General features: G+C 64.0%; 21 protein-coding genes. 15 read left to right on the top strand and 6 right to left on the bottom strand.

Features of this window, described 5'->3' with window-relative positions:
- The first annotated feature begins 62 nt into the window (after nucleotides 1–62).
- The gene (locus tag PSUB009319_RS17480; RefSeq protein ID WP_124383464.1) at nucleotides 63–2,732 is read left to right on the top strand and encodes a bifunctional diguanylate cyclase/phosphodiesterase; all 2,670 of its coding nucleotides are present in this window, start codon (nucleotides 63–65) and stop codon (nucleotides 2,730–2,732) included.
- 68 nt (nucleotides 2,733–2,800) lie between these two features.
- On the opposite strand, the gene PSUB009319_RS17475 is transcribed toward PSUB009319_RS17480, so the two are convergent.
- Nucleotides 2,801–3,004, bottom strand: coding sequence for a glycine zipper 2TM domain-containing protein (locus PSUB009319_RS17475; RefSeq protein ID WP_124383463.1), 204 nt, complete (start codon nucleotides 3,002–3,004; stop codon nucleotides 2,801–2,803).
- Nucleotides 3,005–3,479: 475 nt separating this feature from the next.
- Nucleotides 3,480–3,623 carry a hypothetical protein gene (locus PSUB009319_RS22955; RefSeq protein WP_185453497.1) on the bottom strand — a complete coding sequence of 48 codons (144 nt, stop codon included), beginning with the start codon at nucleotides 3,621–3,623 and terminating at the stop codon, nucleotides 3,480–3,482.
- 126 nt (nucleotides 3,624–3,749) lie between these two features.
- Between PSUB009319_RS22955 and dapA the strand changes: the two genes are divergently transcribed.
- The 7 genes from dapA to PSUB009319_RS17440 all read left to right on the top strand — a co-directional run bounded on the left by dapA (nucleotide 3,750) and on the right by PSUB009319_RS17440 (nucleotide 12,442).
- A complete protein-coding gene (dapA, locus tag PSUB009319_RS17470; protein ID WP_124383462.1) occupies nucleotides 3,750–4,643 on the top strand; it encodes a 4-hydroxy-tetrahydrodipicolinate synthase in 894 nt (297 codons plus the stop codon).
- Between the two features lie 33 nt (nucleotides 4,644–4,676).
- Complete coding sequence (locus PSUB009319_RS17465; protein ID WP_124383461.1) at nucleotides 4,677–5,846, top strand: iron-containing alcohol dehydrogenase; 1,170 nt, start codon at nucleotides 4,677–4,679, stop codon at nucleotides 5,844–5,846.
- On the top strand, nucleotides 5,843–8,152 hold the full coding sequence (pdxA, locus tag PSUB009319_RS17460; RefSeq protein ID WP_124383460.1) for a 4-hydroxythreonine-4-phosphate dehydrogenase PdxA: 2,310 nt from the start codon (nucleotides 5,843–5,845) through the stop codon (nucleotides 8,150–8,152). The genes PSUB009319_RS17465 and pdxA overlap by 4 nt, the downstream gene beginning before the upstream one ends.
- Nucleotides 8,153–8,267: 115 nt before the next feature.
- Nucleotides 8,268–9,698: a sodium:solute symporter family protein gene (locus PSUB009319_RS17455; RefSeq protein ID WP_124383459.1), complete on the top strand. Its 1,431-nt coding sequence runs from the start codon at nucleotides 8,268–8,270 to the stop codon at nucleotides 9,696–9,698.
- Nucleotides 9,699–9,728: 30 nt separating this feature from the next.
- On the top strand, nucleotides 9,729–10,904 hold the full coding sequence (locus PSUB009319_RS17450) for an exo-alpha-sialidase (RefSeq protein ID WP_124383458.1): 1,176 nt from the start codon (nucleotides 9,729–9,731) through the stop codon (nucleotides 10,902–10,904).
- A 63-nt stretch (nucleotides 10,905–10,967) separates the two neighbouring features.
- Nucleotides 10,968–11,732, top strand: a complete 765-nt coding sequence (locus PSUB009319_RS17445; RefSeq protein WP_124383457.1) for a DeoR/GlpR family DNA-binding transcription regulator — start codon at nucleotides 10,968–10,970, stop codon at nucleotides 11,730–11,732.
- A 2-nt stretch (nucleotides 11,733–11,734) separates the two neighbouring features.
- Complete coding sequence (locus PSUB009319_RS17440) at nucleotides 11,735–12,442, top strand: SDR family NAD(P)-dependent oxidoreductase (RefSeq protein ID WP_124383456.1); 708 nt, start codon at nucleotides 11,735–11,737, stop codon at nucleotides 12,440–12,442.
- Between the two features lie 15 nt (nucleotides 12,443–12,457).
- Here the strand turns inward: PSUB009319_RS17440 and PSUB009319_RS17435 are convergent, their stop codons facing one another.
- From PSUB009319_RS17435 to PSUB009319_RS17420, 4 genes are all read right to left on the bottom strand, one after another.
- Complete coding sequence (locus PSUB009319_RS17435; RefSeq protein WP_124383455.1) at nucleotides 12,458–13,066, bottom strand: NTP transferase domain-containing protein; 609 nt, start codon at nucleotides 13,064–13,066, stop codon at nucleotides 12,458–12,460.
- On the bottom strand, nucleotides 13,066–13,500 hold the full coding sequence (locus tag PSUB009319_RS17430; protein WP_124383454.1) for an organic hydroperoxide resistance protein: 435 nt from the start codon (nucleotides 13,498–13,500) through the stop codon (nucleotides 13,066–13,068). The genes PSUB009319_RS17435 and PSUB009319_RS17430 overlap by 1 nt, the downstream gene beginning before the upstream one ends.
- A gap of 144 nt (nucleotides 13,501–13,644) precedes the next feature.
- Nucleotides 13,645–15,888, bottom strand: a complete 2,244-nt coding sequence (locus tag PSUB009319_RS17425) for a xanthine dehydrogenase family protein molybdopterin-binding subunit (RefSeq protein ID WP_124383453.1) — start codon at nucleotides 15,886–15,888, stop codon at nucleotides 13,645–13,647.
- Nucleotides 15,889–15,908: 20 nt separating this feature from the next.
- A complete protein-coding gene (locus PSUB009319_RS17420; protein ID WP_124383452.1) occupies nucleotides 15,909–16,367 on the bottom strand; it encodes a (2Fe-2S)-binding protein in 459 nt (152 codons plus the stop codon).
- Nucleotides 16,368–16,966: 599 nt separating this feature from the next.
- On the opposite strand from PSUB009319_RS17420, the gene PSUB009319_RS17415 reads away from it, so the two are divergent.
- The 7 genes from PSUB009319_RS17415 (at nucleotide 16,967) to cadR (ending at nucleotide 24,667) form a co-directional block, all read left to right on the top strand.
- Entirely contained in the window at nucleotides 16,967–17,701 is a 735-nt protein-coding gene (locus tag PSUB009319_RS17415) for an ABC transporter ATP-binding protein (RefSeq protein ID WP_124383451.1), read from the top strand.
- On the top strand, nucleotides 17,692–19,101 hold the full coding sequence (locus PSUB009319_RS17410) for an ABC transporter permease (RefSeq protein ID WP_124383450.1): 1,410 nt from the start codon (nucleotides 17,692–17,694) through the stop codon (nucleotides 19,099–19,101). Before PSUB009319_RS17415 ends, PSUB009319_RS17410 begins: the two co-directional genes overlap by 10 nt.
- A 129-nt stretch (nucleotides 19,102–19,230) precedes the next feature.
- A complete protein-coding gene (locus tag PSUB009319_RS17405) occupies nucleotides 19,231–19,959 on the top strand; it encodes an outer membrane lipoprotein-sorting protein (RefSeq protein ID WP_124383523.1) in 729 nt (242 codons plus the stop codon).
- A 65-nt stretch (nucleotides 19,960–20,024) separates the two neighbouring features.
- Nucleotides 20,025–21,404: a hypothetical protein gene (locus PSUB009319_RS17400; protein WP_124383449.1), complete on the top strand. Its 1,380-nt coding sequence runs from the start codon at nucleotides 20,025–20,027 to the stop codon at nucleotides 21,402–21,404.
- 540 nt (nucleotides 21,405–21,944) lie between these two features.
- On the top strand, nucleotides 21,945–23,657 hold the full coding sequence (gene leuA, locus PSUB009319_RS17395) for a 2-isopropylmalate synthase (RefSeq protein WP_124383448.1): 1,713 nt from the start codon (nucleotides 21,945–21,947) through the stop codon (nucleotides 23,655–23,657).
- Between the two features lie 128 nt (nucleotides 23,658–23,785).
- The gene (locus PSUB009319_RS17390; RefSeq protein ID WP_124383447.1) at nucleotides 23,786–24,172 is read left to right on the top strand and encodes a four-helix bundle copper-binding protein; all 387 of its coding nucleotides are present in this window, start codon (nucleotides 23,786–23,788) and stop codon (nucleotides 24,170–24,172) included.
- An 18-nt stretch (nucleotides 24,173–24,190) separates the two neighbouring features.
- Nucleotides 24,191–24,667: a Cd(II)/Pb(II)-responsive transcriptional regulator gene (gene cadR / locus PSUB009319_RS17385; protein WP_124383446.1), complete on the top strand. Its 477-nt coding sequence runs from the start codon at nucleotides 24,191–24,193 to the stop codon at nucleotides 24,665–24,667.
- Nucleotides 24,668–24,713: the final 46 nt, after the last annotated feature.

The following is a 24,713-nucleotide window of genomic DNA, read 5'->3' as shown; positions in this document are numbered from 1 at the left end:
CATCATGAAGAGCACTGCCTTCGGTGAGATGTCGCGGGTGATACCTCAGTTTGGAGCGTGGAATGCAAGACGGAATTTCCTACCCGTTGTCGGCGCAAAGCCTTCCGGTTCCGCTCTATGTGGTGCTCGAAGGCCGCATCGTCTTTGCCAATGCGGCTGGCGTTTGCATGGTGCGGGCGCTGTCGGCCGACCAACTGCTCGGCGAGCCCTTCTCCCGCTTCTTCCAGGACGTGCCTACGTGGCTGGAGGCTCGCGCTGCGGAGGGCGCCGATGCGACGACGTCCGACGCGCCGGCCATCCCGGCGGCACAGCTCGTTTCGGCCCTTTCCGCCAGCGACTCCAATGAGGTGGTCAGCGTCCGCCTGACGGTCACGCCCACGCGCTTTGGCGGGCTGCCCGCGCAGCAGGTGGTCGTGCACGGACTGCCGCTGCCGCTCGATGCGCAATTGCCCGGCAAGGCCAGTGAACGGGTGCTGAGCGCGCAAGCGATGAGCGCAGCGCTGCCGCACGAGCATCTCGATCATCTGCTGTCCACATTGCCTTCCGCCGCCTCGCTCGGAGAGCGGCTGCATGCTGCGCTGCGGGCGCTGGAAGCGGCCTTGCCGTCTGCACTGTGCGTGGCAGTGCGTGTCGTTTCGGGGCGGGCGCGGCTCTATGGCACGCAGCGTGCACGAGCACGGCTGGCATTGCACGACAACCATGCAGCCCACTTGGCTGCCGCTGCGCAGGGCGAGTTCGATATCGAGCTTGCCCGCATCGCGCCGCTGGTCAACGAGCTGGCACCCATCGAACTGATTCGTGAATCCAATGCGCCCATCGCTTTGCGCGAAGCGCTTGTACGTGTGCTGGACACCGCGCAACCGGCATGGCTGTGCCGCATTCCAGCCCAGCATGGCGGCATGGCTGTCGCCGATGATCTGCTCTGCCTCTTCTACCCTGCCAACGCGCACGCCGACGACGCAACGCTGCGGGCCGAATGCGGCCGCTACATCGCCGCGCTGGTCAAGCTGCTGCGCCTGGAAAACGAATATCGCCAAACCCGCGAGCTGCGCAATCAATACCGGCTGGTCGTCAATCATCTGAGCGAAGGCGTGCTGACGCTGTCCGCCGATGGCCGCGTGCTGTCGTATAACCGCAGCGCGGCCGAGATCCTGCGTATGTCGGGCACGTCATGGAGAGGCACTCCGCGTGTTGCCTTGGGCGACATGATGCTGGGCGAAGACGGTGCCATTCTGCCGCGCGCGGCATGGCCTTCCACGCTGGCGGCCCGCACCGGACGCGCGATCAGCAATGTGGTCGTGGGCATGCCGGCCGGCAATGGGCAGATCGTGTGGCTGCGGGAATCGGTGCTGCCCATGTTCTCGCCGGACAGCGCATCACCGCACGCGGTGCTGGTCATCTTTACCGACATCACGGCTGAGCGCTCCACCTACGAGCAGTTGCGCCTGCTGGAGACCAAGGATTCGCTCACCGGCCTGCCCAATCGCGCGGCGTTTATCGAGCGGCTCGATGCGCGGCTGGCGCTGCCATCCACGGGGGAATCCGCGCTGCTGTATATCGGGCTGGACCACTTCAAAACCGTGAACGAGGCGATGGGCCACCACGTGGGCAACCACGTGCTGAACATGGCAGCGCAGCGCATCCGCACCCAGGCGGGCCAACGCGCGCTGCTGGCCCGCCTGGGTGGCGACCAGTTCTGCGTGGCCATTGATGACCCGAGCGCCGCCGATACGCTCGCGCAACAGGTGCTCGACACGCTAAGCCACCCCTTTACCGGCGGCGAGCGCGAAGTGCATCTGTCGGCCAGCATTGGCGTGGCAGCCTACCCGGAAGACGGCAGTGACGCGGCCACGCTGGTCAGCCACGCTGAAGCGGCCATGTACCGAGCCAAGGAGAACGGCCGCAACCGCGTCACCCGCTATTCGCGCACGCTGGAAACGCAGATGCTGCGCCGCTTTACGCTTAACGAACGCATGCGCCGCGCGCTTGGGCGCGGTCAAGTGCGGCTGGTGTATCAACCCAAGTACGCGTTGAAGTCGCGCGAACTTGTGGCAGTTGAAGCGCTGATGCGGTGGTCCGACCCCGAACTGGGTGCGGTGTCGCCCAATGAATTCATCGACGTGGCGGAAGAGTCCGGGTACATCCTCGAACTCGGCCGCTGGGCGCTCATGCAAGCCTGCGCGCAGGGCCAGGCATGGGCGCGCACGTTCGGCTTCAAGGGGCGCGTGGCGGTGAACGTATCTGCACGGCAATGCGATGCCGGCGTGATTGAGCGCGACGTGGATGAAGCGCTTAAAGCCTCGGGCATGGCCCCGGGCCAGTTGGAACTGGAATTGACGGAGAGCGTCCTGCTGGCCGATCGGCAGTCGACGCAGCGTCTGCTGATGAGTCTTGCCGCACGGGGTGTGCGCATCTCGCTCGACGATTTCGGCATCGGGTTCTCATCGTTGTCATATCTGCGCAGCTTGCCGATCCACAACATCAAGATCGATCGATCGTTCATCAGCGGCGTGCCTGGAGTGGCCGACTGTGTGGCGCTCACCAAGACCATCATCGCAATGGCCCGCGCGCTGAATATGACCGTCACGGCCGAAGGCGTGGAAACCCCCGAGCAGACAGCCTTCCTGAGCGAGCATGCGTGCGACGAAGTGCAGGGCTTCCTGTTTGGCCGGCCGCTGGAAGTGTCGGCACTGGAAGCATTGCTGCGCACTCGCAGCCGCGCGCAGGCATAAAAAAACGGACCCAAAGGATTGACCCCGGGTCCGTTTTTTGTGGAGCCGACCCTCAGGTCGATATCCAATCAACGCGTCGAGACGTTGCCCACCAGACCGCCCAACGCGGCGCCGCCGAGCGTGGCACCCGGGCCGCCAAACAGAGCAGCGCCGGCCAATCCGCCCACACCCGCGCCAATGGCGGTATTACGTTGACGTGCCGTCATGTCGGCACAGCCGGTTGCCGTCAGTAGCGTGGCACCGGCCAGCAGAATCGTCAGTACCCGAACCATGTTCTTCTCCTTGAATGCGTCGGTCGCGATCAAGCCATCGCGTATTGGGAGTCTGATCAATGGGCGCCCGGCTTGCTGTTTCAAGTTGTAATCAATCGTTGCAATCTGCATGCGCCCCGCCCCTGACAAGTCTTGCCACATTCGCGAGCAACGCCCATCCGAACGCGCCGCCACGCGGGTCGGATAGTGTTTCCCACAGACTTATCCACATGTTCTGTGCATAACCCGCTTCAGCGGCCGGAACCCAAGCCACAAAAGGACTTGACGGGTTTATGCAAACGTGCAGATCACGTAAAACGTGTGCGTGCAGTGGAAGTTATCCACATCGAGCAGGGCTGTTACATCGTGCAACAAACCCTTCTGCGTCAACTGTTTGCGGTGGGTTCTGCAAGCGGCGCGCGCATTGCTGTGGACAAGTTGCGGCGACGCAAAAGTGGCTCTTGGCGTACTTTTACCCCAATTTAGATTGAATCGATCAAAATAAGGTGCTGTATTTTTCAGAATGACCGATACGCTCCGCCACCCGCATTCCCTTGCCACCCAACAAACAGAACAAGATTGCGCCAAGCTTGGGGATGTGCGCAATCCTCCGGCGGTTGGCTAAGATCAGGGTAAACATTGATCGATTCGATCATTTATTGAATTACAATGACCAAACCGATCGATGCGCTTGGCATACGGACCATGCATCGCTCCTGCTCAAGCTGACTCACGGGCCGCTCGCCCACCACGAAAGGATCGCCACATGACCACGTTCAAAGGGATCGTCCCGGCCCTGATCACCCCGATGACCCCAACCGAAGACGTGGACGAAAACGGCCTGCGCGTGCTGGTCGATCGGCTGATCGATGCGGGCGTCCACGGGCTGTTCGTGCTCGGCACCAATGGCGAATTCATCGCGCTGAGCGAAGAAGAGAAGCTGCGCATTACGCGCATTGCCGTGGAACAGGCGCGCGGCCGCGTGCCCGTCTTTGCCGGCACCGGCGCCTATGCCACGCGTGATGTGATCGCGCTGAACCACAAAATGCAGGACGTAGGGGTGGATGGCGTGTCCGTCATCACGCCGTACTTCAATGGCGCCACGCAGCCAGAGTTGTTTGCGCATTACGAGCAGATCGCGCGTGCCACGTCGCTGCCGATCCTGCTGTACACGATTCCGGCCAAGGCCGGCGTGACGCTCACGATCGACACCGTGCGCCGTTTGGCGGACATCCCGAATATCCGCGCGATCAAGGACAGCGGCGGTGATTTCGACCGCCTGCTGCAGTTGATCAACCTGCGCCGCGACGACTTTGCCGTCTTCACCGGCACCGATTCAATGATCCTGTGGACGCTGATTGCCGGTGGCGATGGCGCCGTGGCGGCCACCACCAATGCGGTGCCGCACGTTGTCATGTCGATCTGGAACCAGTTCCAGGCGGGCAACATTCCGGCCGCACGCGCCGCGCAGGAATCGCTGCGCGCGCTGCGTGATGCGTTTGCGCTCGGCACCATGCCCGTGGTGCTCAAGACCGCGGCAGAAATGCTCGGCATGCCCGCTGGCCCCGCACGCTCGCCGGCCAAGCCGCTCGATGCGAAAAGCCGCGAGCGGCTGGCCGAAGCCCTCGCCATCTACCGGGCTGCACTGAACGTCGCCTGAGCCTCGCCGCCCGCCCCCACATCACCGAACGCCATGTCCCAGACCTATCACTTCCAGACCGTCAAGCACATCGTCCACGGCGCCGGCAGCCTGGCGTTGCTGCCAGAGAAACTCGCGCTGCTCGACGTACCAGTCAAACGCGTCGCACTCATCACGCAACCGGTGATGGAGCAGAACGGCGTGATCGGGCGCGTGGTGCAAGCGCTGACCGCGCGTGACATTGAAGCTTGCATCGTGCGCGGCGTTGAGCCGGAACCGACCATTGAAAACGTCGAAACCGTGTTTCGCGAGCAGATTGCGCCGTTTGCACCGGATGCCATTCTGTCGATCGGTGGCGGCAGCGTGCTGGATGCAGCCAAGCTGTTTGCAGTGCGCCTGACCAATGAACAGCCGCTGCGCGAATGGCTCGGCATTGATCTGATCAAGCGCCCAGGCATTCCGCTGGTGCTGGTGCCGACCACGGCAGGCACGGGTTCTGAAGTCACCCCCAACGCGATCGTCACGTTGCCCGACGAAGAGCTGAAGGTGGGCATCGTAAGCCGGCATCTGCTGCCGCAACTGGTGATTCTCGATGCGGAGCTGACCTTCGACTTGCCCAAGCCGATCACTGCCGCCACCGGCATCGATGCGTTCGTTCATTCGCTGGAGTCGTATATCTCGACCAAGGCGAACCCGGTGAGCGACATGTTTGCGATGGAGTCGATGCGGCTCATTGGCGCGAGCATTGTCGAGGCGTATGAGAACGGCCGCTCGGTCAAGGCGCGCGAGGCAATGATGCTGGGCTCGATGTACGGCGGCCTGGCGTTGACCGCTGCCGGCACGGCTGCCGTGCATGCGCTGGCGTATCCGCTGGGTGGCATGTTTGGCATTACGCACGGTGTGGCCAACGCGATGCTGCTGCCGCACGTGATGGCGTTCAACAAGGACGCTATCGTCGTGCGCTTGGCCAACGTGGCACGCGCGCTTGACATCAGCAGCCATGACGCAGACGACGAGACCGCCGCCGACGCGCTCATCGAACGGCTGACCGAGTGGACCGACGTCGTGCAGATCCCGCAGGACCTGCGCCAGTTTGGCGTGTCGGAATCGCACCTGGATGCGCTGGCCGAGGCTGCTTCCAAGGTCAAGCGTCTGCTGGGCAACAACCCGAAGCCGCTGAGCCATGCGGACATCAAGGCCATTTACCAGCGCCTGCTGCCGTGAACACAACCGCCCAAGCCCCTCAAGCCGCCCCAAAGCTGCTGATCCTGGCCGACGACCTGTCAGGCGCCGCCGATTGCGCGGTGGCCGGCGTGCGTGCGGGACTGCGCAGTGCGGTCATGCTCCGCGCCGATATGGGCCAACCGATCAGCGCCGACGTACTCGCGCTGGACACGGATACGCGCCGCGCCAACGTCGCCGATGCAGCAGCCGCGCAAGTCGCTGCGTGGCGCTCGCTGGCCCGACCGGCCACGCGTCTCTATAAGAAAATCGATTCGACTCTGCGCGGCAATGTCGCCGCCGAGGTGGCGGCACTGGTGCCGCTGGCGGGCGTTGCCATCGTAGCGCCGGCGTTTCCGGCGGCGGGACGTACCACGCTCCGCGGCTGCCAACGCTTGCATGGCGTGGCGGTGGAAGACACCGAGGTGTGGCGCAACGAAGGCATCGCGGGCCGCGGCGATCTCCTGGACATGCTTGTCCGCCAGGGGCTGCAGACCTCGGTGCTGACGCTGGGCGATATCCGCGCCGGTACCACCGCGCTGGCAGGTCACCTCGCCGCACTGCAAGCAGACGGCGTACACGCCGTGGTGTGCGATGCCGAGACCGACGCAGACCTGGCGTACATCGCCGATGCCTCGGCACAGCTGGCGCACGCCTTCTGGGTCGGCTCGGCCGGGCTGGCGCCCGCGCTCATTCGCGCGCTTGGGCTTGGCGGTGCCAACGCTGCCGCCGAAGGCGATGTCGTGAGTTCTATCACCGGACCGGTGCTGACGGTGGTGGGCAGCATGTCCAGCGTGTCGCACACACAGGCCCGCGAATTGAAGGCAGGCGCAGGTGCCGGCTTGTTGGCGCTGGAGCTTCCCGTTGAGGCACTCGACACACCGCAGGCCGATATCACCCAGACCGTGATCGACGCGCTGTGCGAAGGCCGCGACGTGCTGGTCACGCTCAGCCAGACCACGCGCGGCAACAGCGCCGACGGGCTGCGCTTCTGCCGCCGCCTCGCTACGTTGTTGGCGCCCGCTCTGCCGCATGCCGGCGGCTTGATTGCCACGGGCGGTGAAACCGCGCGCGCCGTGCTGTCGGCGGCCGGCATCGACGCGCTGCAACTGACCGATGAAATTGAACCCGGGATGCCGTTGCTGCACGCCCGACTCACGGGTGTCGGCCGCGTGCTGCCGATCGTCACCAAAGCGGGTGGCTTTGGCGCACCCGGCTCTCTGCATACCGCCTGGCGACGGTTGATCGAAACCGCGGTCGGCACTCCACCCAAAGGAACTCACGCAATGACCTATCGTCCTGTCATCGGCATCACCATGGGCGATGCCGCCGGTGTCGGCCCTGAAATCATCATGAAGGCACTCACGCACCGCGCGGTGTACGAGCAATGCCGGCCACTGGTGATTGGCGACACGGCACGCCTGCGCGATGCCGCCCAACGCGCTGGCGTGGCGCTGGACGTGCGCTCGATCGAACGCCCCGCCGACGCGGCTTTCCGCTACGGCGTGGTGGACTGCATCGACCTCGGCCTCATCCCTGCCGACCTGCCCTACGGCAAGCTCTCACCGATCGCAGGCGATGCGGCATATCGGTACATCGCCCGCACGGTCGAGCTGACTTCCGCAGGCGAACTGGACGCCATCTGCACCGCGCCGCTGAACAAGGAAGCGCTACACGCGGGCGGCCACATCTTCCCCGGCCACACCGAAATGCTGGCGCACCTGACCGGCATCGATGAAGTCTCGATGATGCTGGTGGCGCCCAATCTGCGCGTGATCCACGTAACGACGCATATCGGCCTGCTCGATGCCATCCGCCGCATCGAGCCGGGCCTGGTCCAGCGCACCATTGAACGCGCGCATGCCACGCTGGTACGCGCCGGCATCGACAACCCGCGCATCGGCGTATGCGGCATCAACCCGCATGCAGGAGAAAATGGCCTGTTCGGCCATGGTGAGGAAGAGCAAAAGATCATCCCCGCCGTGCAGGTGCTGCGGGCGCGCGGCTGGCGCGTCGAAGGCCCGCTGCCCGCCGACACGCTGTTCTTCCGCGCCGGCCGGGGCGATTTTGACGTGGTGGTCGCGATGTATCACGACCAGGGCCACGGACCGGTCAAGGTGATGGGCCTGGAGGCTGGGGTGAACGTCACTGTGGGCCTGCCGGTGATCCGCACCTCGGTCGACCATGGGACCGCGTTTGACATTGCCGGCAAGGGCATCGCCGATGAACGCAGCATGCTCGAAGCCTTCCGCCAGGCCTGCGAACTCGCCACCCGGCACGACGACCGCGAAGCAGCGCGCGCGGCCTGAGGCAACCCAAACACCATGTAGTACGCAGCAACATCGCGCGCCCCCGCGCAAGGCCAGACCCGACGGATACACGCCGGGCTGGCCAGAGCCATCCGCTCAAAATCAGGAGACAAAGATGACCTCGTTTTCGAACTGGGACACCACCATGATCATCGCCATGGTCGTGATCTATATCGTGGTGACCAGCGTGGCCAGCATCCGGTTGCGCAGCCGCAATTCCGAGCAGTTCATGGTGGCCGGGCGTTCAATGCCGGCCGTGGTGGTGGCCGTGCTGCTCATGTCGGAATACATCGGCGCGAAGTCAACGGTGGGCACCTCGCAAGAGGCGTTCAGCGTGGGCATTGCCGCGTCGTGGTCGGTGATCGCCGCGTCGATCGGCTTTCTGTTCTTCGGCCTGTTCATGGCCAAGCGGTTGTACGCATCGGGGCAGTTCACCATCTCGGGCTTCATCGCCAAGAAGTACGGCAACACGGCCAAGCTGGTGGTGTCGGCCATCATGATCTATTCGCTGCTGCTGGTGAACGTGGGCAACTACGTGAGCGGCGCGGCGGCCATCTCCACGGTCATGCACATCAACTTGCCGACGGCGGCGCTCATCACGGCCGTCATCAGCACGATCTATTTCGTGTGGGGCGGGCTCAAGAGCGTGGCCTACCTGACCATCGTGCACAGCGCGGTCAAGGTGCTGGGCATCGGCATCATCGTCGCGGTGGCGTGGAAGCTCTCGGGCGGCATCACGCCCATGGTGCAAACCATGCCGGAGCACTACTTCACGTGGAAGGGTGCGCTGTCGGGCGGCACCATCGGTGCGTGGATCATCGGCTCGGCCGGGGCGATCTTCTCGACGCAGTTCATCGTGCAGGCCATCTCGTCCACCAAGAGCCCGGAGTCTGCACGCTCGGCGTCGTTGATGGCGGCGGTGCTGTGCGTGCCGATCTCGATTGCGCTGGGCTTCATCGGCGTAGCCGCCAAGTACCTGTTCCCGGGCATCAAGAGCCTGTATGCGCTGCCGGTGTTCCTGCAGCACATGCACCCGCTGCTGGCTGGCGTGGTGACAACTTCGCTGGTGGCATCGATCTTCGTGAGCGTGTGCACCGTGGCGCTGGCGATTGCCTCGCTTATCGTGGCTGACTTCTATGTACCCCGCTATCAGCCCACGCCCGAGCAGGAGCTGCGCGCCACGCGCTGGATTTCGCTGGCGGTGGGCGTGCTGCCGCTGGTGTTCGTGCTGTTCGTACCGCAAATTCTGGCGTTGTCGTTCTTCACGCGGGCGCTGCGGCTCTCCGTATCCGTCGTTGCGCTCATCGGTATCTACCTGCCCTTCTTCAACAGCCGCCGCGGCGTGGTCTTTGGCCTGATTCTGGCAGCGGTAACAACCACCATCTGGTACCTGCTGGGCAATCCGTTCGGCATCGACAATATGTACATCGCACTCGTCACACCGGCCCTGGTGCTGGTGGTGGAGAAGCTGTTCTTTCGCACGATCGAGCCCACCACGGCCAATGCATCGGTCAGCAGCATCGAGCCGCGTAACGCGGCGCACTGATCCCCCAGACACCAAGCATCGAGACACAACATGAGTGCAACCCTTCCGGCCTACGCCGCCTTCGATTCCAGCGTGCGCGCCGCCTATACCGACGCCGAGCGCCGCGAAGCCTTCCTGCCCACGCCCTGCGTGCAGAACCACGCAGCCAACCTGCACGCCCTGCCCAACGGCGACTTGCTGTGCGTGTGGTTTGGCGGCACACAGGAAGGCATTCCCGATGTGTCGATCTACTTGTCGCGGCTGGCAGCGGGCAGCACGGAATGGCAACCCGCAACCAAGCTATCGGAAGACCCGACGCGATCAGAGCAGAACCCGGTGCTGTTTACTACGCCAACCGGTGACCTCTGGCTGATCTACACGGCGCAGCTCTCCGGCCACCAGAACACGGCCATCGTGCGCCGGCGTATCTCAACCGATAACGGCCATAGCTGGGGGCCGATCGAAACGCTGTTCGACCAGGCCGGCACCTTCGTGCGCCAGCCCATCGTCGTGCTGCCGGATGGCGCCTGGGCGTGCCCCGTGTTCCTGTGCCGCACGCAGCCCGGCGAGCGCTGGGTCGGCAACGACGACGTCAGCGCCGTCATGATCTCCGAAGATCAGGGCCGCAATTGGAACCGCTACGACGTGCCCGACAGCATCGGCTGCGTGCACATGAACGTGCAGACGCTGGCCGACGGCAGCCTGCTCGCGCTGTACCGCAGCCGCTGGGCGGACCACATCTACGCCAGCCGCTCCCAGGACGGCCGCACCTGGAGCGCACCGCAGCCAACAACGCTGCCCAACAACAATTCGTCGATCCAGTTCGTGGCACTGCGCAACGGTCATCTGGCACTTGTCTACAACGAGAGCGATGCCTCGCACAGCACTGGCCGCCGCACCTCGCTGTACGACGACATTGAAGACGCCGAAGACCACGGCGAGCTGCGCGACCAGCAGGCGTCCACGCGCGGCACCGCGTTCTGGGGCGCCCCGCGCGCGCCCCTGTCGCTGGCCATTTCGGAAGACGGCGGCCACACCTGGCGCCGGCGCAACATTGAAATTGGCGATGGCTACTGCATGACCAACAACTCCGCCGACCAGCGCAACCGCGAGTATTCATACCCCTCCATCGTGCAAGGGAACGACGGTGCGCTGCACATTGCTTTCACCTATTTCCGCCAGCGCATCAAATACGTGACGGTGGATGAATCGTGGGTACGTGGCTGACCCGAGCCGGGGCCGATTTGCTACAGTGGCCCCCCATCTGAGGCCGGTGGGATATTTGCAGACATGAAAGTCACGAAGCGCCGCGAGGCCATGCTGAAAGCCGTGCTGGGCGGCATGAACGATGTCGCCACGCTGTGCGAGCACTTCGGCATGTCGGAAGCCACCGTGCGCCGCGACCTGCGCGCGCTCGCTTCTGATCGCCGCATCCTGCGCACGTACGGCGGCGCGGCCGCAGTCGGCTCACACGAACCCGAAGCACCATTGGAGGAGCGCCGCAGCAGCGCACGCGAGCAGAAGGAAGCGATTGCCCGCCTGGCGCAAGTGCACATCGCCGACGGCGACACCATCTTCCTTGACGGCGGCACGACCACCGCAGCGCTGGCGCGTCATCTTTCGGCCAGGCAAGTCCACGTTGTCACCAACAACCTCATGGTTGTGACATCGCTGGCGGCCGGCGGCATCCCGGTCACGCTCATCGGCGGCGATGTGCGCCCATCCAGCATGAGCACGCTCGGGCCGCTCGCGCAGTTGTCGCTCGGCCGCGTGAGCGTCGACAAGGCATTTCTGAGCGCCGACGGCGTGGTCGCCACCAACGGCTTGTGCGAGGCTTCGGCCGATCAGGCGTATCTGAAGGAATGCGTGATCCGCCAAGCTGCGCAAGTGTTCGTGCTTGCCACGGCAGACAAGCTGGGGCGCGCCAGCCAGCAGCACTGGACCCCCATCGAGCGGCCCTGGACGCTCATTACCGACAACGGTGCGTCGCCCGATCAACTCGAGCCCTTCCACGAGCGCGACGAAGTTGATGTGGAAATCGCCCCGCTGGAATAAACATGCCGACCCACCCCGCATACCCCCCTGCTACAGCCCGCCATGCCCTGGTGACGGGTGCCTCGTCCGGCATCGGCCACGCCATTGCGGCGCGCCTGCTCACCGACGGCTGGCGGGTAACAGGCCTGTGCAGGACCGCGCCCGCCGAGCCGATCGAAGGGTTGGAGATCGCACACGTGGATGTGACCGATTTCGAGCGCCTGGGCAAAGTGTGCGACAGCCTCGGCACAGTCGATGCGCTGGTGCATGCGGCGGGTTTCATGCGGACCGCCCCGCTGGGCGAACTGTCTGCCGCCGATGGCGCTGCCATGTGGCGCGTGCATGTGGATGCTGCAGCGTTCCTGGCCGATAAGTTGGTGCCGCGCATGCCGGCCGGCGGCCGTATCCTCCTGATCGGCAGCCGCACCGCCAACGGTGCGCCCACACGCAGCCAATACGCTGCCACCAAGGCGGCCCTCGTGGGCATGGCGCGCTCGTGGGCAGCGGAACTGGCGCCGCGCAGCATCACCGTCAACGTGATCGCGCCCGGCGCGACAGACACGCCATTCCTGCGCGACCCCGCACGCGCGCAAACCCCACCACGCATGCCGCCCATCGGCCGCTTCATCGCTCCCGAAGAGGTGGCCGCCATGGCCGCCTTTCTGGCGGGCGAATACGGCGGCGCCATCACCGGTCAGCAGATCGTGATGTGCGGCGGCGCTTCGTTGTAAGCAGAACGGCGCAGATCAGCGCGCCAGATCAGCGCGCGTATCGACATCGCGCAGGATGCCGGCGTCATGGGTTTCGATGCGGATCAGCGTGGCGGGGTCAATCAGCCGCCGCGCGCCCTCATCCCCGTCAAGCGATGTCAGGCCGATGAAGAAATCAGCACCGAAGCCGATGGGGTGGCCTCGCTGTCCCGCATGGAAGGGCGCAACGCAATGGTGTGGGTCGAGTGCGTTGGCAACTTGCGTGATGGTGTCAGGGGCAATCCACGGCATGTCGGCCAGAGCGATGACCCAGCCGCCAGCTTGCGGGCGCGCGGCCACGCCGGCAGCCAGGCTGGCGCCCATGCCACGTGCGGCGCCTGAACATCGCAATACCTCGCAGCCTGTCTTGGCCAATAGCGCGATCAACTCGTCGATCTGCGCGCCATGTGTGGCAGCCGCAGGCACCACAGCCACCACATCGCCCAGCGCCTGCTTCAGGTGGCGCGCGGACTGCACCGCCACGGGTGTTCCATCGGGCAGCGGCGCGAGCAGCTTGTTGACTCCGCCCGCCGCGTCAAACCGGCTGCCGCGGCCCGCGGCCAGCAGTACACCCACAACCGCACCCACAACAGGCGGCTGCGGCATCAGGCCACCTCGGTCTTGAGCGTGACTTCCACGTTGTTGCGGGTGGCGTTCGAATACGGGCACACCTGGTGCGCCTGTGCCACCAGCTTCTCGGCATCGGCTTGCGACAGGCCGCTGATCCGTGCAGTCAGGCCCACCTTCAGACCAAAACCGCCCTCATCCCGCGTACCAATACCCACATCGCAGTGGATCTCGATGTTGCTCGGATTGAGCTTGAGCATGCTCTTGGCGACAAAGTCGCACGCCGAGCCGAAGCACGCGGCATAGCCGGCGGCAAACAGGTCTTCGGGCGTGGTGGTGTTCGGTTTGCCAGGGCCGCCCATGGCCTTGGGCACCGACAAGTCGTGCGAGACCTGTCCGTCTTCGGTTTGCGTATGGCCATTACGGCCGCCTGTGGCCTTGGCGTGGGCGGTGTACAGGATATTCAATGCCATGACATGCTTCTCCGGTGGATGAACAACGCCAACGCGGACGCAAGAATCGGTCCGCAAAACTGGACGATTACTGGGCTGCAAGAACAAGAAAGCCGGCACACACGACTGCATGCCGGCTTCAATCACATCAAGCCATGGTCACAACTACACCGTGTCGAACGGCAGCTTGCGCTGACGCTTGCCGGTCAGAGTAAACAGCGCGTTGGCGACCGCCGGTGCAATCGGCGGCGTGCCGGGCTCACCCAGGCCGGTCGGGTTGTCTTCCGACGGCACAAAGAACACGCTCACCGGCGGCGCGTCTGGCATGCGCACGGGCGGGAAATCGGTGAAGTTGCTGTTCTTGGTGGCGCCGTTTTCGATGTCGATGGCAAAGCCCGGCTGAATCATCGCCAGGCCGAACACGCAAGCACCCTGGATCTGCGCTTGCGCACCCATCGGGTTGACCACGCGGTTGGCATGCACGCCAGCCGTGACACGATGCACACGTGGCTTGCCCTGGTCGACCGACACCTCAACCACATACGCCACCACTGACTCGAACGATGCATGCACCGCCACGCCCCAGGCCTGGCCCTTGGGCAGCTTGCGCTTGCCGTAGCCGGACTTGTCCACGGCAAGTTGCAGCGCCGCACGATGGCGTTCGTGTTCCTTGCCGGTAAAGCGCGCCAGGCGGAAGGCCACAGGGTCTTGCTTGGCGGCGTGCGCAACCTCATCCACCATGGTTTCCATCACATAGGCCGTGTGCGTATGGCCCACAGAACGCCACCACAGCACCGGCACGTTCACGTCCGGGTGGTGCACCGTCACCTGCATCGGGAAGCCGTAGTCGTTTTCGATCACGCCCTCGGTCATGGTGCTGTCCACCCCATTCTTGACCATGAAAGCCTCGAACGGCGTGCCCTTGAGGATCGACTGACCGACAATCACATGGTCCCAGCCGACGACCTTGCCGCTGCTGTCCACGCCCACGTTCACGCGATGCAGATGCATCGGGCGGTAGTAGCCGCCGCGGATGTCATCTTCGCGGCTCCAGATCACCTTGACGGGGCCGTTGTGCCCGGCCGCTGCGTAGGCCTTGGCCACGTTGGCCGCTTCCACCACGTAGTCTGACGTGGTGATCGCGCGCCGGCCGAAACCGCCACCGGCCATCATCGTGTTCAGCTCTATCTTCTCGGGCGGCACGCCGAGCACCTTGGCGATCGCACCCTGGTCGATGGTCTGGAACTGCGAGCCGACCCACACCTTGGCGCCGGTCGTCTTGCCACCGTCCTGCTGCAGATCGATCGTGCAGTTCAGCGGCTCCATCGGCGCGTGGGCGAGGTACGGAAATTCGTAATCAGCCTGAATGTGCTTCGCAGCGGATTGGATTGCGCTCACATCGGCGGCCTTGGCCATCGTGCCGGGCTGGCCCGCGAGTTTTTTGTACTCCGCCATCAGCGCGGGGGTGGATACGGTCGAGCCGGTGTCTTCCCACGTGACCTGCAGCGCGTCGCGGCCCTGCTTGGCAGGCCAGTAGCCGTCCGCAATGACGGCCACGCCCGTGCCGCCACGGTCGGTCGGGATCTGCAGCACATCGACCACGCCCTTGACGGCCTTGGCCGCCGCCGTGTCGTACTTGGCCACCTTGCCGCCAAAGCGCGGCGGGCGGGCCAGCACGGCCACCTTCATGTTCGGCAGACGTGTGTCGAGGCCAAATTTGAGCGAACTGTCGAGCTTCGCGCGTGCATCCAGGCGCGGCGTCGGCTTGCCGACAATGCGGAACTGCGACGGGTTCTTCAGCGTGACCTGTGCTGGCACCGGCAACGCCATCGCGGCTTGCGCGAGTTCACCGTACGTGGCGCGGTTGCTGCCCGAGGTGATCACGCCATTGGCCGTGCGGCACATCGACGGATCAACCTTCCAGCGCTCAGCCGCTGCCGAGATCAACATCGCACGCGCACGCGCGCCCAATTCCCGGTATTGCTGGAACGAGTGGTTCAGTGCCGTCGAGCCGCCCGTCATCTGGATACCGAAGCCCGGGTCCTTGTACGGATCAGCCGCCGGCGCGAGCATACCTCGCACGTTGCGCCAATCCACGTCGAGTTCTTCAGCCAGCGCCATCGGCAGTGCTGTATGAACGCCCTGCCCGAACTCCAGCCGGTTCACTGCCACGGTGACGGTGTTGTCCGGCGCAATGATGATGAACGCCTGCGGTGCTGAAGGCGGCTTGGCCTTCGCGTCCTGCGCGCCAGCCAGCACCGGTGCAATTCCCAGTGCAAGACCGCCGCCCGCCAGCGTCGTGAGTTTCAAAAAGCTGCGGCGATCAAGCGTCGCGGCGTCGGCGTCAGTAGATGCCGGTTGATGTTGCGCGCCGCCACCGGCCAGCGCTTCAAGGTTTCGAATACGCATCGTGAGTTCTCCGGTGGGGCTCAGGCCAGCGACTTCGCTGCGTCATGAATGGCCGCGCGAATACGTTGATACGTCGCACAACGGCACAGGTTGCCGGCCATCGCGGTATCAATGTCAGCGTCGGTCGGCTTCTTCTTGGTGCGCAGCAGACCCACCGCGCTCATCATCTGGCCGCTCTGGCAGTAGCCGCATTGCGCCACGTCGTGCTTGACCCAGGCGTCGAACACGGCGCGGCCGACCTTGTCGTCATTGATGTGTTCAGAGGTGGTGATCTGCTGGCCCGCCACCGCGGAGATCGGCAGCACGCAACTGCGCGTGGGCTGGCCGTTCAGGTGCACAGTGCAGGCACCGCACGAGGCGACACCGCAACCGAATTTCGTGCCAGTCAGACCAAGGTTGTCGCGCAACGCCCAGAGCAGCGGCGTTGACGGATCGGCATCAACTTCCACGGATTTGCCGTTGATATTCAGCGTGACCATGGTGGGGATTCTCCTTGTGGGGCCTCATGGGGCGTAATGGAGCCGCACCGTTATGTAGCATTAGATACAGCGCTTTCCCGGTGCGAGCGGGGTGTATTAAAGCAGGTTCGCAACAGTCTTGCAGACGGCGCCCCTGCACTGGCACGCACCGAGCCAACACCAGCCAGGGCGATAGTCGCGGCACTTGAGCCGCCGACCGGACAGCTTGTAATGCCTGCGGACTGAATACTCAGAACATCATTTCATCGTCGGACCAGCGTAATCCTGATTCGATTCGGGTGGGAATTGCCATCAAAATGCATCGCGGCAAGGGCGACACAATTTATTTAATATTTTCTCGCATCACAAAAAACACCATTTAAATATCGCCCATTAACTTCTGGAAAAGACAATAATCCCAGCCTTGATTGGCAGCACCGGCATCGCAACACAAAAACCGTCTCCGACAATGGAACGGCCGGCATGCCCCGCACCGTATGGCGCAAGCCAGACAAGACATTGCGTTACACCTACACAAAGACGGAACCGCCCGTCGATGGCGCAACCCGCCAGCAACCCGATTCAAAAATGAATCAAGCAGCTTTTAATCGGAGAGCTTGATGTTTGCCGCTGAAATGCAAGGAATCGTCAAAGATTATTGGCTCGACCAAGTCAAGGTTCCCGCCATCTGCGATGCCGGACTCGAAATCGCCAATGGAAGATTCACCGTATTGGCGGGACCTTCCGGCAGCGGGAAAAGCACCCTGCTCCACCTGCTTGGCGGCATCGACAGGCCCGAGGCGGGCGTAGTCAAGGTGGCGGGCCACAACCTGGCCGAGCTGTCCGGCGACGCGCTGAGCGACTTCCGTGCGCGCCACATCGGTTTCGTTTTCCAGAACTTCAATCTGCTGCCCGTTCTGTCGGCGTATGAAAACGTCGAATATCCACTGTGGTTGCAACGCGTGCCGGCTGCCGAGCGAAAGGCACGCGCGATGGAGATGCTGGATGAAGTCGGCCTGGCCGACAAGGCGCAGCATCGCCCGGGTCAACTGTCCGGCGGCCAGCGCCAGCGGGTCGCCATTGCGCGTGCGCTGGTGCATCGGCCCGCGCTGGTACTCGCCGATGAGCCGACCGCGAACCTTGACAGTCTGACCGGCCGATCCATTCTGGCGCTGCTGCGCCGGCTTCAACGCGAGCACGCGGTCGCCGTGGTGTTTTCCTCCCATGATCCCCAGGTGATCGCCGCCGCCGACGATCTGCACCACGTGAGCGATGGCAAGGTGAAACGCCAGGAACGTGATACGCCTGCACGTTGGGGCTCAACCGAACACAAGGCGGCAGCGGCATGCAGTTGATCATGCTGGCGTGGCGCAACCTGCTGCGCAATCGCCGCCGCACACTGGCGACGTTATTGACCATGATCGTGGGCATGGTCGGGATATTGCTGTTTGGCGGCTTCAATCGTGCCGTGCAGTACGGCCTGGAAACCGCGTTTGTGCGCGGGCTCGGCCATTTGCAGATCCAGCACCGTGATTACCTGCAATATGGCAGCGGCAATCCGACGGAATACGCCCTGCGCGACTATCGCCGCATCCAGAAAGCCGTCGAGACCGATCCCATACTTGGGCCAATGCTGACGGCAGCCACGCCTGTTTTGAACATGGGCGGCGTCGCCGGACATTACGCGACCGGCGCGTCGCGCCCCGTATTCGTCCAGGGAACCGAGCCGCAAGGGCAGAACCTCTTGCGGCACTGGGACGCCCACGGCGTGGGGGCACCGTTCCAGTCGTCCGGCCTGACCGATACGGCACCCAATGCGGCGATTCTCGGACGCAGTCTTGCCACCACACTCGGCTTGCCTATCGCCGGTGAAATCGGCGGCAAAAACAGCGGGCCGCCGCCGACGCAAACGCGGTCCACCGACGCGGCGCCATTACCATCCGATCTGGCGGCGCTCGTTGAAGACACCGCGGACACCGCGGCCGCAGCCGGCAAGGGACACGACGACGTCCGGATCGAATTGTTGACCGCGACGGCGGCGGGCGCACCCAACGTCGGTCGCCTGCAAGTCGTCGGCCTTGAAAGGCAAGGGGCGCGTGAACTCGACGACATCTACGTCGGCCTGCATCTGGCACAGGCCCAGCGCCTGCTCTATGGCAATGGCGAGCCCATGGCAACCGCGGTGATTCTGCAATTGCACGACACCGCCATGATTCCCGCAGCGCAAGCCCGTCTTGAGCACCTTTTTCAGAATGGGCTGAGCACGCAGCCGCTGGCAGTGCACGACTTCGCCACGCTGCAGCCGCTATATGGGCGCATCGTCGACATGTTTGGCCTCATCTTCGGCTTCGTCACCGTGCTGATCGCGTGCGTGGCGCTGTTCACGGTCAGCAACACCATGAACATGGCGGTCATGGAGCGCACGCTGGAAATAGGCACGCTGCGCGCCATCGGTCTGAGGTGTGCGGGCATTCAGCGGCTTTTCCTGTGCGAAGGTGCGCTGCTCGGAGCGCTGGGCTGCGTGTGCGGCTTGTTGATCTCGCTTGCGTCATCCTGGCTGATCAACCATGCCGGCCTGACTTGGATGCCACCCGGTGTGACCGAACCCAGCCAGATCGTCATCCGCATCTGGGGCGAACCCAGCCTTGTACTGACGACGACGCTCGGGCTCGTGGCAGTTGCGCTGCTATCGGCATGGCTTCCGGCCCGGCGTGCAGCTCGCGCCAACATTGTGACCGCCCTGCGGCACGCCTGAACGCACCCGTTCGTCAATGGAGACATCGAAACCATGAGCAACGCAAGTTCGCGCAGCCGCTTTGCAAGCCTGTCGCGCCGCGCACTGACGAGCCTGAGCTTGACGTGCGTATTGTTCCTGTGCGGCGGCATGCAGGCCGCATGGGCCGTACCCAACGCGCAAGAGATCCTGGCGTTGAGCGACGAAGTGCGCAACCCGGGCAAATCGTTCAGCCTGAAGGTGGATCTGGTCGGCTACAAGCAAGGCAAGGCCGATGAATCGAGCACGCTGATCCTGTATTCGCGCGCAGACCCGACCCGCGGACAATTCCGCAGTCTGCTGCGCTACGTAAGCCCGGAACGCGACGCCGGCAAGCTGACGCTGAAAAGCGGCAAGGACCTGTGGGTGTATGACCCCAACGGCAAGGCCAGCATCCCGATCTCTCCGCAGCAGCGCTTGCTCGGACAGGCGTCGAACGGCGATGTCATGACAGTGAACTGGGCACTCGACTACGACGCAACACTGGTGGCAGAAGACACCATCGTCGATGGCGAACGGCAGTCGCGCGAGACCTACAAGCTCCGCCTCACCGCCCGCCGGCCCGACGTGAGCTACAGCGCGATTGATCTGTGGGTTGACCGCCAGGGCTACCGCACCCGCAAGGCGCTGTTCTACGCGTCCAGCGGCGAACTCCTCAAGACGGCCTACTACCGTCGCTACCAGCAAGCCCTCGGGCGGGATCGCCCCACCGAGACGGTCATCATCGACGGGCTGAACGCGCAATGGGTCACGGTAATGCGATGGAGCGACTTTGCCTGGCGCAACGTGCCCGAAGCCTGGCTGCAGCGCGACTATCTGCCCCGTTTCCGCGCCGAATAACGTGGCGAACCGCGCCAGCCCGCAAGTGGGCATGGTGCTTGATCCACCCAACGCAGAACCCGCGCATGCCGTTCCTCGCCAATCTCCGCTTCATCTTGCTCTTGCTGCCGCTTGGCAGTGCCGTTGCTGCTCGGGCCCAGGACGGCGGCACCCCGCAACCCGCGGATGAAGCCGCGCAGGAAGAGCCGCGGCGGAAACAGGTGGGGCCTCAACACGGCCGAGAAACCGATCCGAACGCATCCGCAAGCGCACGGCCCGATGACGACGAAGCGCTGCAGCGTGCGCTGCAACTTGCAGATGACACCCAGTTCAAAGAACGGCGCTCACGCGATCTGAAACTGCAGGTGGACGTCGCCACAACGGGCTCGCAGGGCAGAAGTACGCAACGGCTGTCACTCGACGCCCGCTGGGACGGCCGCCTGAGCCCCGAGTGGCGGGCCGTCGTGGCCAACCGTGTGGATTGGAACCTGTCGCACGCGCTGCAAAGCGGGCGGGCCGTCAACCTGCTCAAAGAAGCGTATGTCAGCCATGAGTTTGACCAGCGCACGATGCTCGATGCAGGCCGCATCAACACCCGCTATGGCGTGGCACTCGGCTACAACCCCACCGATTTCCTCGGTGCGGGCACCGTGCGCTCCGTTGTCTCTCCCGATCCGGACAGTCTGCGTCAGAACCGGCTTGGCAACGCCATGGTGCGCGCGCAAAAGATCTGGAGCCGCGCCTCCGTGACGGCAATTTGGTCGCCCAAGCTAGCAGACCGGCCCAGCCAGAGCGGCGGCAGTCTGGACTGGGGAGCAAGCAACCCCAGGCAGCGGTTCCTCTTGGCCGGCAGCTATCGGTTTGCAGAAAACCTCAACCCGCAATGGCTGCTGTTACAGGAGCAAGGCCGTTCGCCGCAGTTGGGGTTCAACGTTTCGCGCGTGGTGAGCGACTCCACCATCGCCTACCTTGAATGGGCGGGCGGGCGGCAGCAAAACGCATGGCAGCAATGGCAGGCGCCCGGCAGTCCGGCCGGGACGGTCGCCTGGCGTAACCGCTTCGCCACCGGCCTGACCTGGACCGGCAACAACAAACTGAGCGTGACACTGGAAGGCCAATACGACGGCGCCGCCCCCGATACGGCCGAATGGAAAGCGCTACGATCCGGCCCGGCCTATCGGGCCTACCTCAGCCAGAACGCCTACAGCGGCAATCTGGCGACGCGGCGTGCGGCGCTCGTGTACATCCGCTGGCAGGATGCATTTGTGACCCACCTGGATCTCACCGCGATGCGATCGTCCGACCTGATAGACCACAGCGCGCTGAACTGGATGGAAGCCCGCTACCACGCGGGACCGGTCGACCTGGCCTTGCAATGGCAGCGCATCACCGGAGCGTCAAATACACGATACGGCGCGAATCCGACACGGCAAACGTGGCAATTTGTGCTCAGCTACTATTCTTGACAATCCGGATTGCAAAGGAGCACGGCTGCCGCAAGCCTGTCGCCGGGCCGGTCGCTCATTTCAGCAAGCAGAACGCGGCGCGAGAATGCGGCCGATCCGTACCGTGCGCTGACAAGACACTGCCTTGACAAGCCAACGTTCCGGCGGCAACATTGTTCGACGCACTCTCAGCAGACCACCCTCCAAACCGCTCCTGCCCGCACCCTCTCGTGCGTGCGCGGTCTGCTATCCGCTTCTCTACTACGCGTGTAAACGCGTAGACCTCTCTTTCCCCCTCGTTCCGGTGTTTGACCGGTCCGTGCCGTAACCGGTGATGGACCTTGTGTGGCGCAGTCCGTGCGCCGAATCGTTGGAGCCGCGCATGCCCACCTCGATCCCGCTTTCGCTACGACTACTGATCCTACCGATCGGCGTCCAGACCACGCGCCCGTGGCTGTCTGGCCGCCACACCCTCACCCAGATTCCGGCCACGCCGGACGCCGCGCATGCGGCTGTCCCCGACGTAACACACCGATCTCGATCTCACAGGACGCACACACCATGTTGAAAAACCCCGCCACCAAGTACCGCCCCTTCCCCGCCATCGCCCTGGCCGAGCGCACCTGGCCCTGCAAGACCATCACCCGCGCCCCGATCTGGATGAGCACGGACCTGCGCGATGGCAACCAGGCCCTGTTCGAGCCCATGAACGCCGAACGCAAGATGCGCATGTTCAAGATGCTCGTGCAGATCGGCTTCAAGGAAATCGAAGCCGCTTTCCCTGCCGCCTCCCAAACCGATTTTGATTTTGTTCGCGAGTTGATCGAGGGTGGCCACATCCCCGACGGCGTGACCATCGAAGTGCTCACGCAGGCGCGCGAAGACCTGATTCGCCGCACGATGGAATCGCTGCGTGGTGCCAAGAAGGCCATCATCCACGTCTACAACGCAACTGCGCCGGTATTCCGCCGCACGGTGTTCAACACCGACCGCGAAGGCGTCAAGCGCATTGCCGTGCAAAGCGCCAAGCTGATCCGCGAGATTGCGCAGACGATGCCCGAGACACAGTGGACGTATCAATACAGCCCCGAAGTCTTCAGCGGCACCGAGCTGGATTTCGCGCTCGAAGTTTGTAACGCGGTGACGGAGGTCTGGGAGCCGACGCCCGAGCACAAGATCATCTTCAACCTGCCGGCCACTGTGGAGATGGCCACGCCCAACATCTACGCCGACCAGATCGAGTGGATGCACCGCAACCTGGCACGCCGCGATTCAATCATCCTCTCCGTGCACCCGCACAATGACCGTGGTACTGCCGTGGCAGCAGCCGAGCTTGCCGTGATGGCTGGCGCCGACCGTGTGGAAGGCTGCCTGTTCGGCAACGGCGAGCGCACCGGCAACGTGGATCTTGTCACGCTGGCGCTGAACCTGTACTCGCAGGGCGTTGATCCGGAACTCGATTTCTCGCACATCAATGACGTGGCGCGTACGTGCGAAGACTGTACGCAACTGCCGGTGCACCCGCGCCATCCGTATGTGGGCGATCTGGTATTCACGGCGTTCTCGGGCTCGCACCAGGATGCAATCAAGAAGGGCTTTGCGGTACAGAAGCCGGATGCGCTGTGGGAAATGCCCTACCTGCCAATTGACCCTGCCGACGTGGGCCGCACGTACGACTCGATCATTCGTGTGAACAGCCAGTCGGGCAAGGGCGGTATCGCGTATCTGCTGGAGTCGGGCTACGGCGTTGCGATGCCGCGCCGCCTGCAAGTGGAGTTCAGCAGCACCGTGCAGCAACTGACCGATGAAAGCGGCCGAGAAGCCACCGGCGCTGACATCTGGGCACTGTTCCAGCAAACGTATCTGCGCGGCGATGGCCCCATCGGCTATGTGTCGCACCGCCTGACCGAGCGTGACGACGGCAGCCAACACATCCGTCTGGTGGTCAACATTGCCGACCACGAGCACATTTGCGAGGGCGCCGGCAACGGGCCGCTGGATGCACTGGTGCATGCGCTGTCGCACGTGCTGACGGCGCCCGTGTCGATCCATCATTACGAGGAGCGCGCGTTGGGCCAGGGCGCCAACGCCGATGCCATCGCGTTTGCAGAGGTGGCCGCGCCAGGCGTGGCGGGCAGTGTGTTCGGCGTGGGCGTGGACGCCAACCTGACGACGGCGTCGATCCGCGCGGTGGTGGGCGGCGTGAACCGCCTGATCGCACGTGCGGGCAACGGCATGCTGCGTAGCGGCAAGAGCGAGGCGCACGCGGTGTAACGCGCAAGTCAGCCTCACACAGTGGAGCGCTAGTTGCTAAATTGGAGGAGATGCGGCCCATGCGATGCGCGGGCCCATCCCTTCCAAAGCGCGCCCGCGTGCACATCCACTGCCACAGGAGAACCGACATGACCACTCGTCCGACCGCGAAAGAGAACGCCAAGCGTTTTGCCAGTGTGATCCAGGCACTGCAGGCGTGCGAGGCAGCTTGCACGCATTGCGCGACGGAATCCGGCAAGAACGGCCACGCAGAAGCCATGGCGCGCTGCATCAGCGTGTGTACGGATTGCGCGGAATATTGCGGCCTGACGCGCAAATTCCTGGAACGCAACAGCGAATTCGTGGAGCTGTTGCTGGAAGACTGTGCCGAAATCTGCAACCAGTGTGCGGAAGAATGCGAACATCACGGCCAAGGCCATTGCAGTGCCTGCGCAACCGCCTGCCGCGCCTGCGTGGACGCCTGCCTGAAAGTCGCGGGCGTCGAGGCTGTCACCGCTGAGCCCACTGTCTTCTGATTTCTCTTTTCAACGCGTATGAAAATTGGCGAACTCGCCCAGCGCACGGGCATCAGCATCGAGACCATCCGCTTCTATGAAGCGCAGGGTCTGCTGCCCCCGCCTGCGCGCGCCGCCAACAACTACCGCGTCTATACGCCGGAGCATGTCGAGCAACTGGCCTTCATTGCGAAGTGCCGGTCGCTCGACATGGCACACACGGAAATCCGCCGGTTGCTAGAACTGCAGGCCAACCCGCAGGCTTCGTGCGAAGAGATCAACAACTTGCTGGACGAACACCTGCGCCACGTTGAAGCGCGCATTGCGGAGCTGACCGACCTCAAAGGCCAGATCGAAGCGATCGGGCAACGCTGCACGACCGCCGCTTCGGTGGCTGAATGCGGCGTGCTGCAATCGCTGCATGAAGAGCCCGTTGCCACCGGCCATCACGGCCACAGCCATGACCATGGCGAAGGCGAACATGCGCATCGGCATGTTCGCGGCGTGCATCGCTAGTCCACTTTTCATCTGCGCGGCACGTCACAAGGGACGCACGCATTGC

This window comes from Ralstonia sp. SET104 (genome assembly GCF_003851545.1).
In the GTDB taxonomy this organism is placed as follows: Bacteria; Pseudomonadota; Gammaproteobacteria; order Burkholderiales; family Burkholderiaceae; genus Ralstonia.
Note: the sequence above shows the minus strand (reverse complement) of the source record. Positions and strands in the feature narration are given on the sequence as shown.

What these genes read in the sequence shown, in the direction of transcription:
- PSUB009319_RS17480 (WP_124383464.1), top strand. Translation starts at nt 63, where the DNA reads ATGCAAGACGGAATTTCCTACCCGTTGTCGGCGCAAAGCCTTCCGGTT.
- PSUB009319_RS17475 (WP_124383463.1), bottom strand. Translation starts at nt 3,004, where the DNA reads ATGGTTCGGGTACTGACGATTCTGCTGGCCGGTGCCACGCTACTGACG.
- PSUB009319_RS22955 (WP_185453497.1), bottom strand. Translation starts at nt 3,623, where the DNA reads ATGTTTACCCTGATCTTAGCCAACCGCCGGAGGATTGCGCACATCCCC.
- dapA (WP_124383462.1), top strand. Translation starts at nt 3,750, where the DNA reads ATGACCACGTTCAAAGGGATCGTCCCGGCCCTGATCACCCCGATGACC.
- PSUB009319_RS17465 (WP_124383461.1), top strand. Translation starts at nt 4,677, where the DNA reads ATGTCCCAGACCTATCACTTCCAGACCGTCAAGCACATCGTCCACGGC.
- PSUB009319_RS17455 (WP_124383459.1), top strand. Translation starts at nt 8,268, where the DNA reads ATGACCTCGTTTTCGAACTGGGACACCACCATGATCATCGCCATGGTC.
- PSUB009319_RS17450 (WP_124383458.1), top strand. Translation starts at nt 9,729, where the DNA reads ATGAGTGCAACCCTTCCGGCCTACGCCGCCTTCGATTCCAGCGTGCGC.
- PSUB009319_RS17445 (WP_124383457.1), top strand. Translation starts at nt 10,968, where the DNA reads ATGAAAGTCACGAAGCGCCGCGAGGCCATGCTGAAAGCCGTGCTGGGC.
- PSUB009319_RS17440 (WP_124383456.1), top strand. Translation starts at nt 11,735, where the DNA reads ATGCCGACCCACCCCGCATACCCCCCTGCTACAGCCCGCCATGCCCTG.
- PSUB009319_RS17435 (WP_124383455.1), bottom strand. Translation starts at nt 13,066, where the DNA reads ATGCCGCAGCCGCCTGTTGTGGGTGCGGTTGTGGGTGTACTGCTGGCC.
- PSUB009319_RS17430 (WP_124383454.1), bottom strand. Translation starts at nt 13,500, where the DNA reads ATGGCATTGAATATCCTGTACACCGCCCACGCCAAGGCCACAGGCGGC.
- PSUB009319_RS17425 (WP_124383453.1), bottom strand. Translation starts at nt 15,888, where the DNA reads ATGCGTATTCGAAACCTTGAAGCGCTGGCCGGTGGCGGCGCGCAACAT.
- PSUB009319_RS17420 (WP_124383452.1), bottom strand. Translation starts at nt 16,367, where the DNA reads ATGGTCACGCTGAATATCAACGGCAAATCCGTGGAAGTTGATGCCGAT.
- PSUB009319_RS17415 (WP_124383451.1), top strand. Translation starts at nt 16,967, where the DNA reads ATGTTTGCCGCTGAAATGCAAGGAATCGTCAAAGATTATTGGCTCGAC.
- PSUB009319_RS17410 (WP_124383450.1), top strand. Translation starts at nt 17,692, where the DNA reads ATGCAGTTGATCATGCTGGCGTGGCGCAACCTGCTGCGCAATCGCCGC.
- PSUB009319_RS17405 (WP_124383523.1), top strand. Translation starts at nt 19,231, where the DNA reads ATGCAGGCCGCATGGGCCGTACCCAACGCGCAAGAGATCCTGGCGTTG.
- PSUB009319_RS17400 (WP_124383449.1), top strand. Translation starts at nt 20,025, where the DNA reads ATGCCGTTCCTCGCCAATCTCCGCTTCATCTTGCTCTTGCTGCCGCTT.
- leuA (WP_124383448.1), top strand. Translation starts at nt 21,945, where the DNA reads ATGTTGAAAAACCCCGCCACCAAGTACCGCCCCTTCCCCGCCATCGCC.
- PSUB009319_RS17390 (WP_124383447.1), top strand. Translation starts at nt 23,786, where the DNA reads ATGACCACTCGTCCGACCGCGAAAGAGAACGCCAAGCGTTTTGCCAGT.
- cadR (WP_124383446.1), top strand. Translation starts at nt 24,191, where the DNA reads ATGAAAATTGGCGAACTCGCCCAGCGCACGGGCATCAGCATCGAGACC.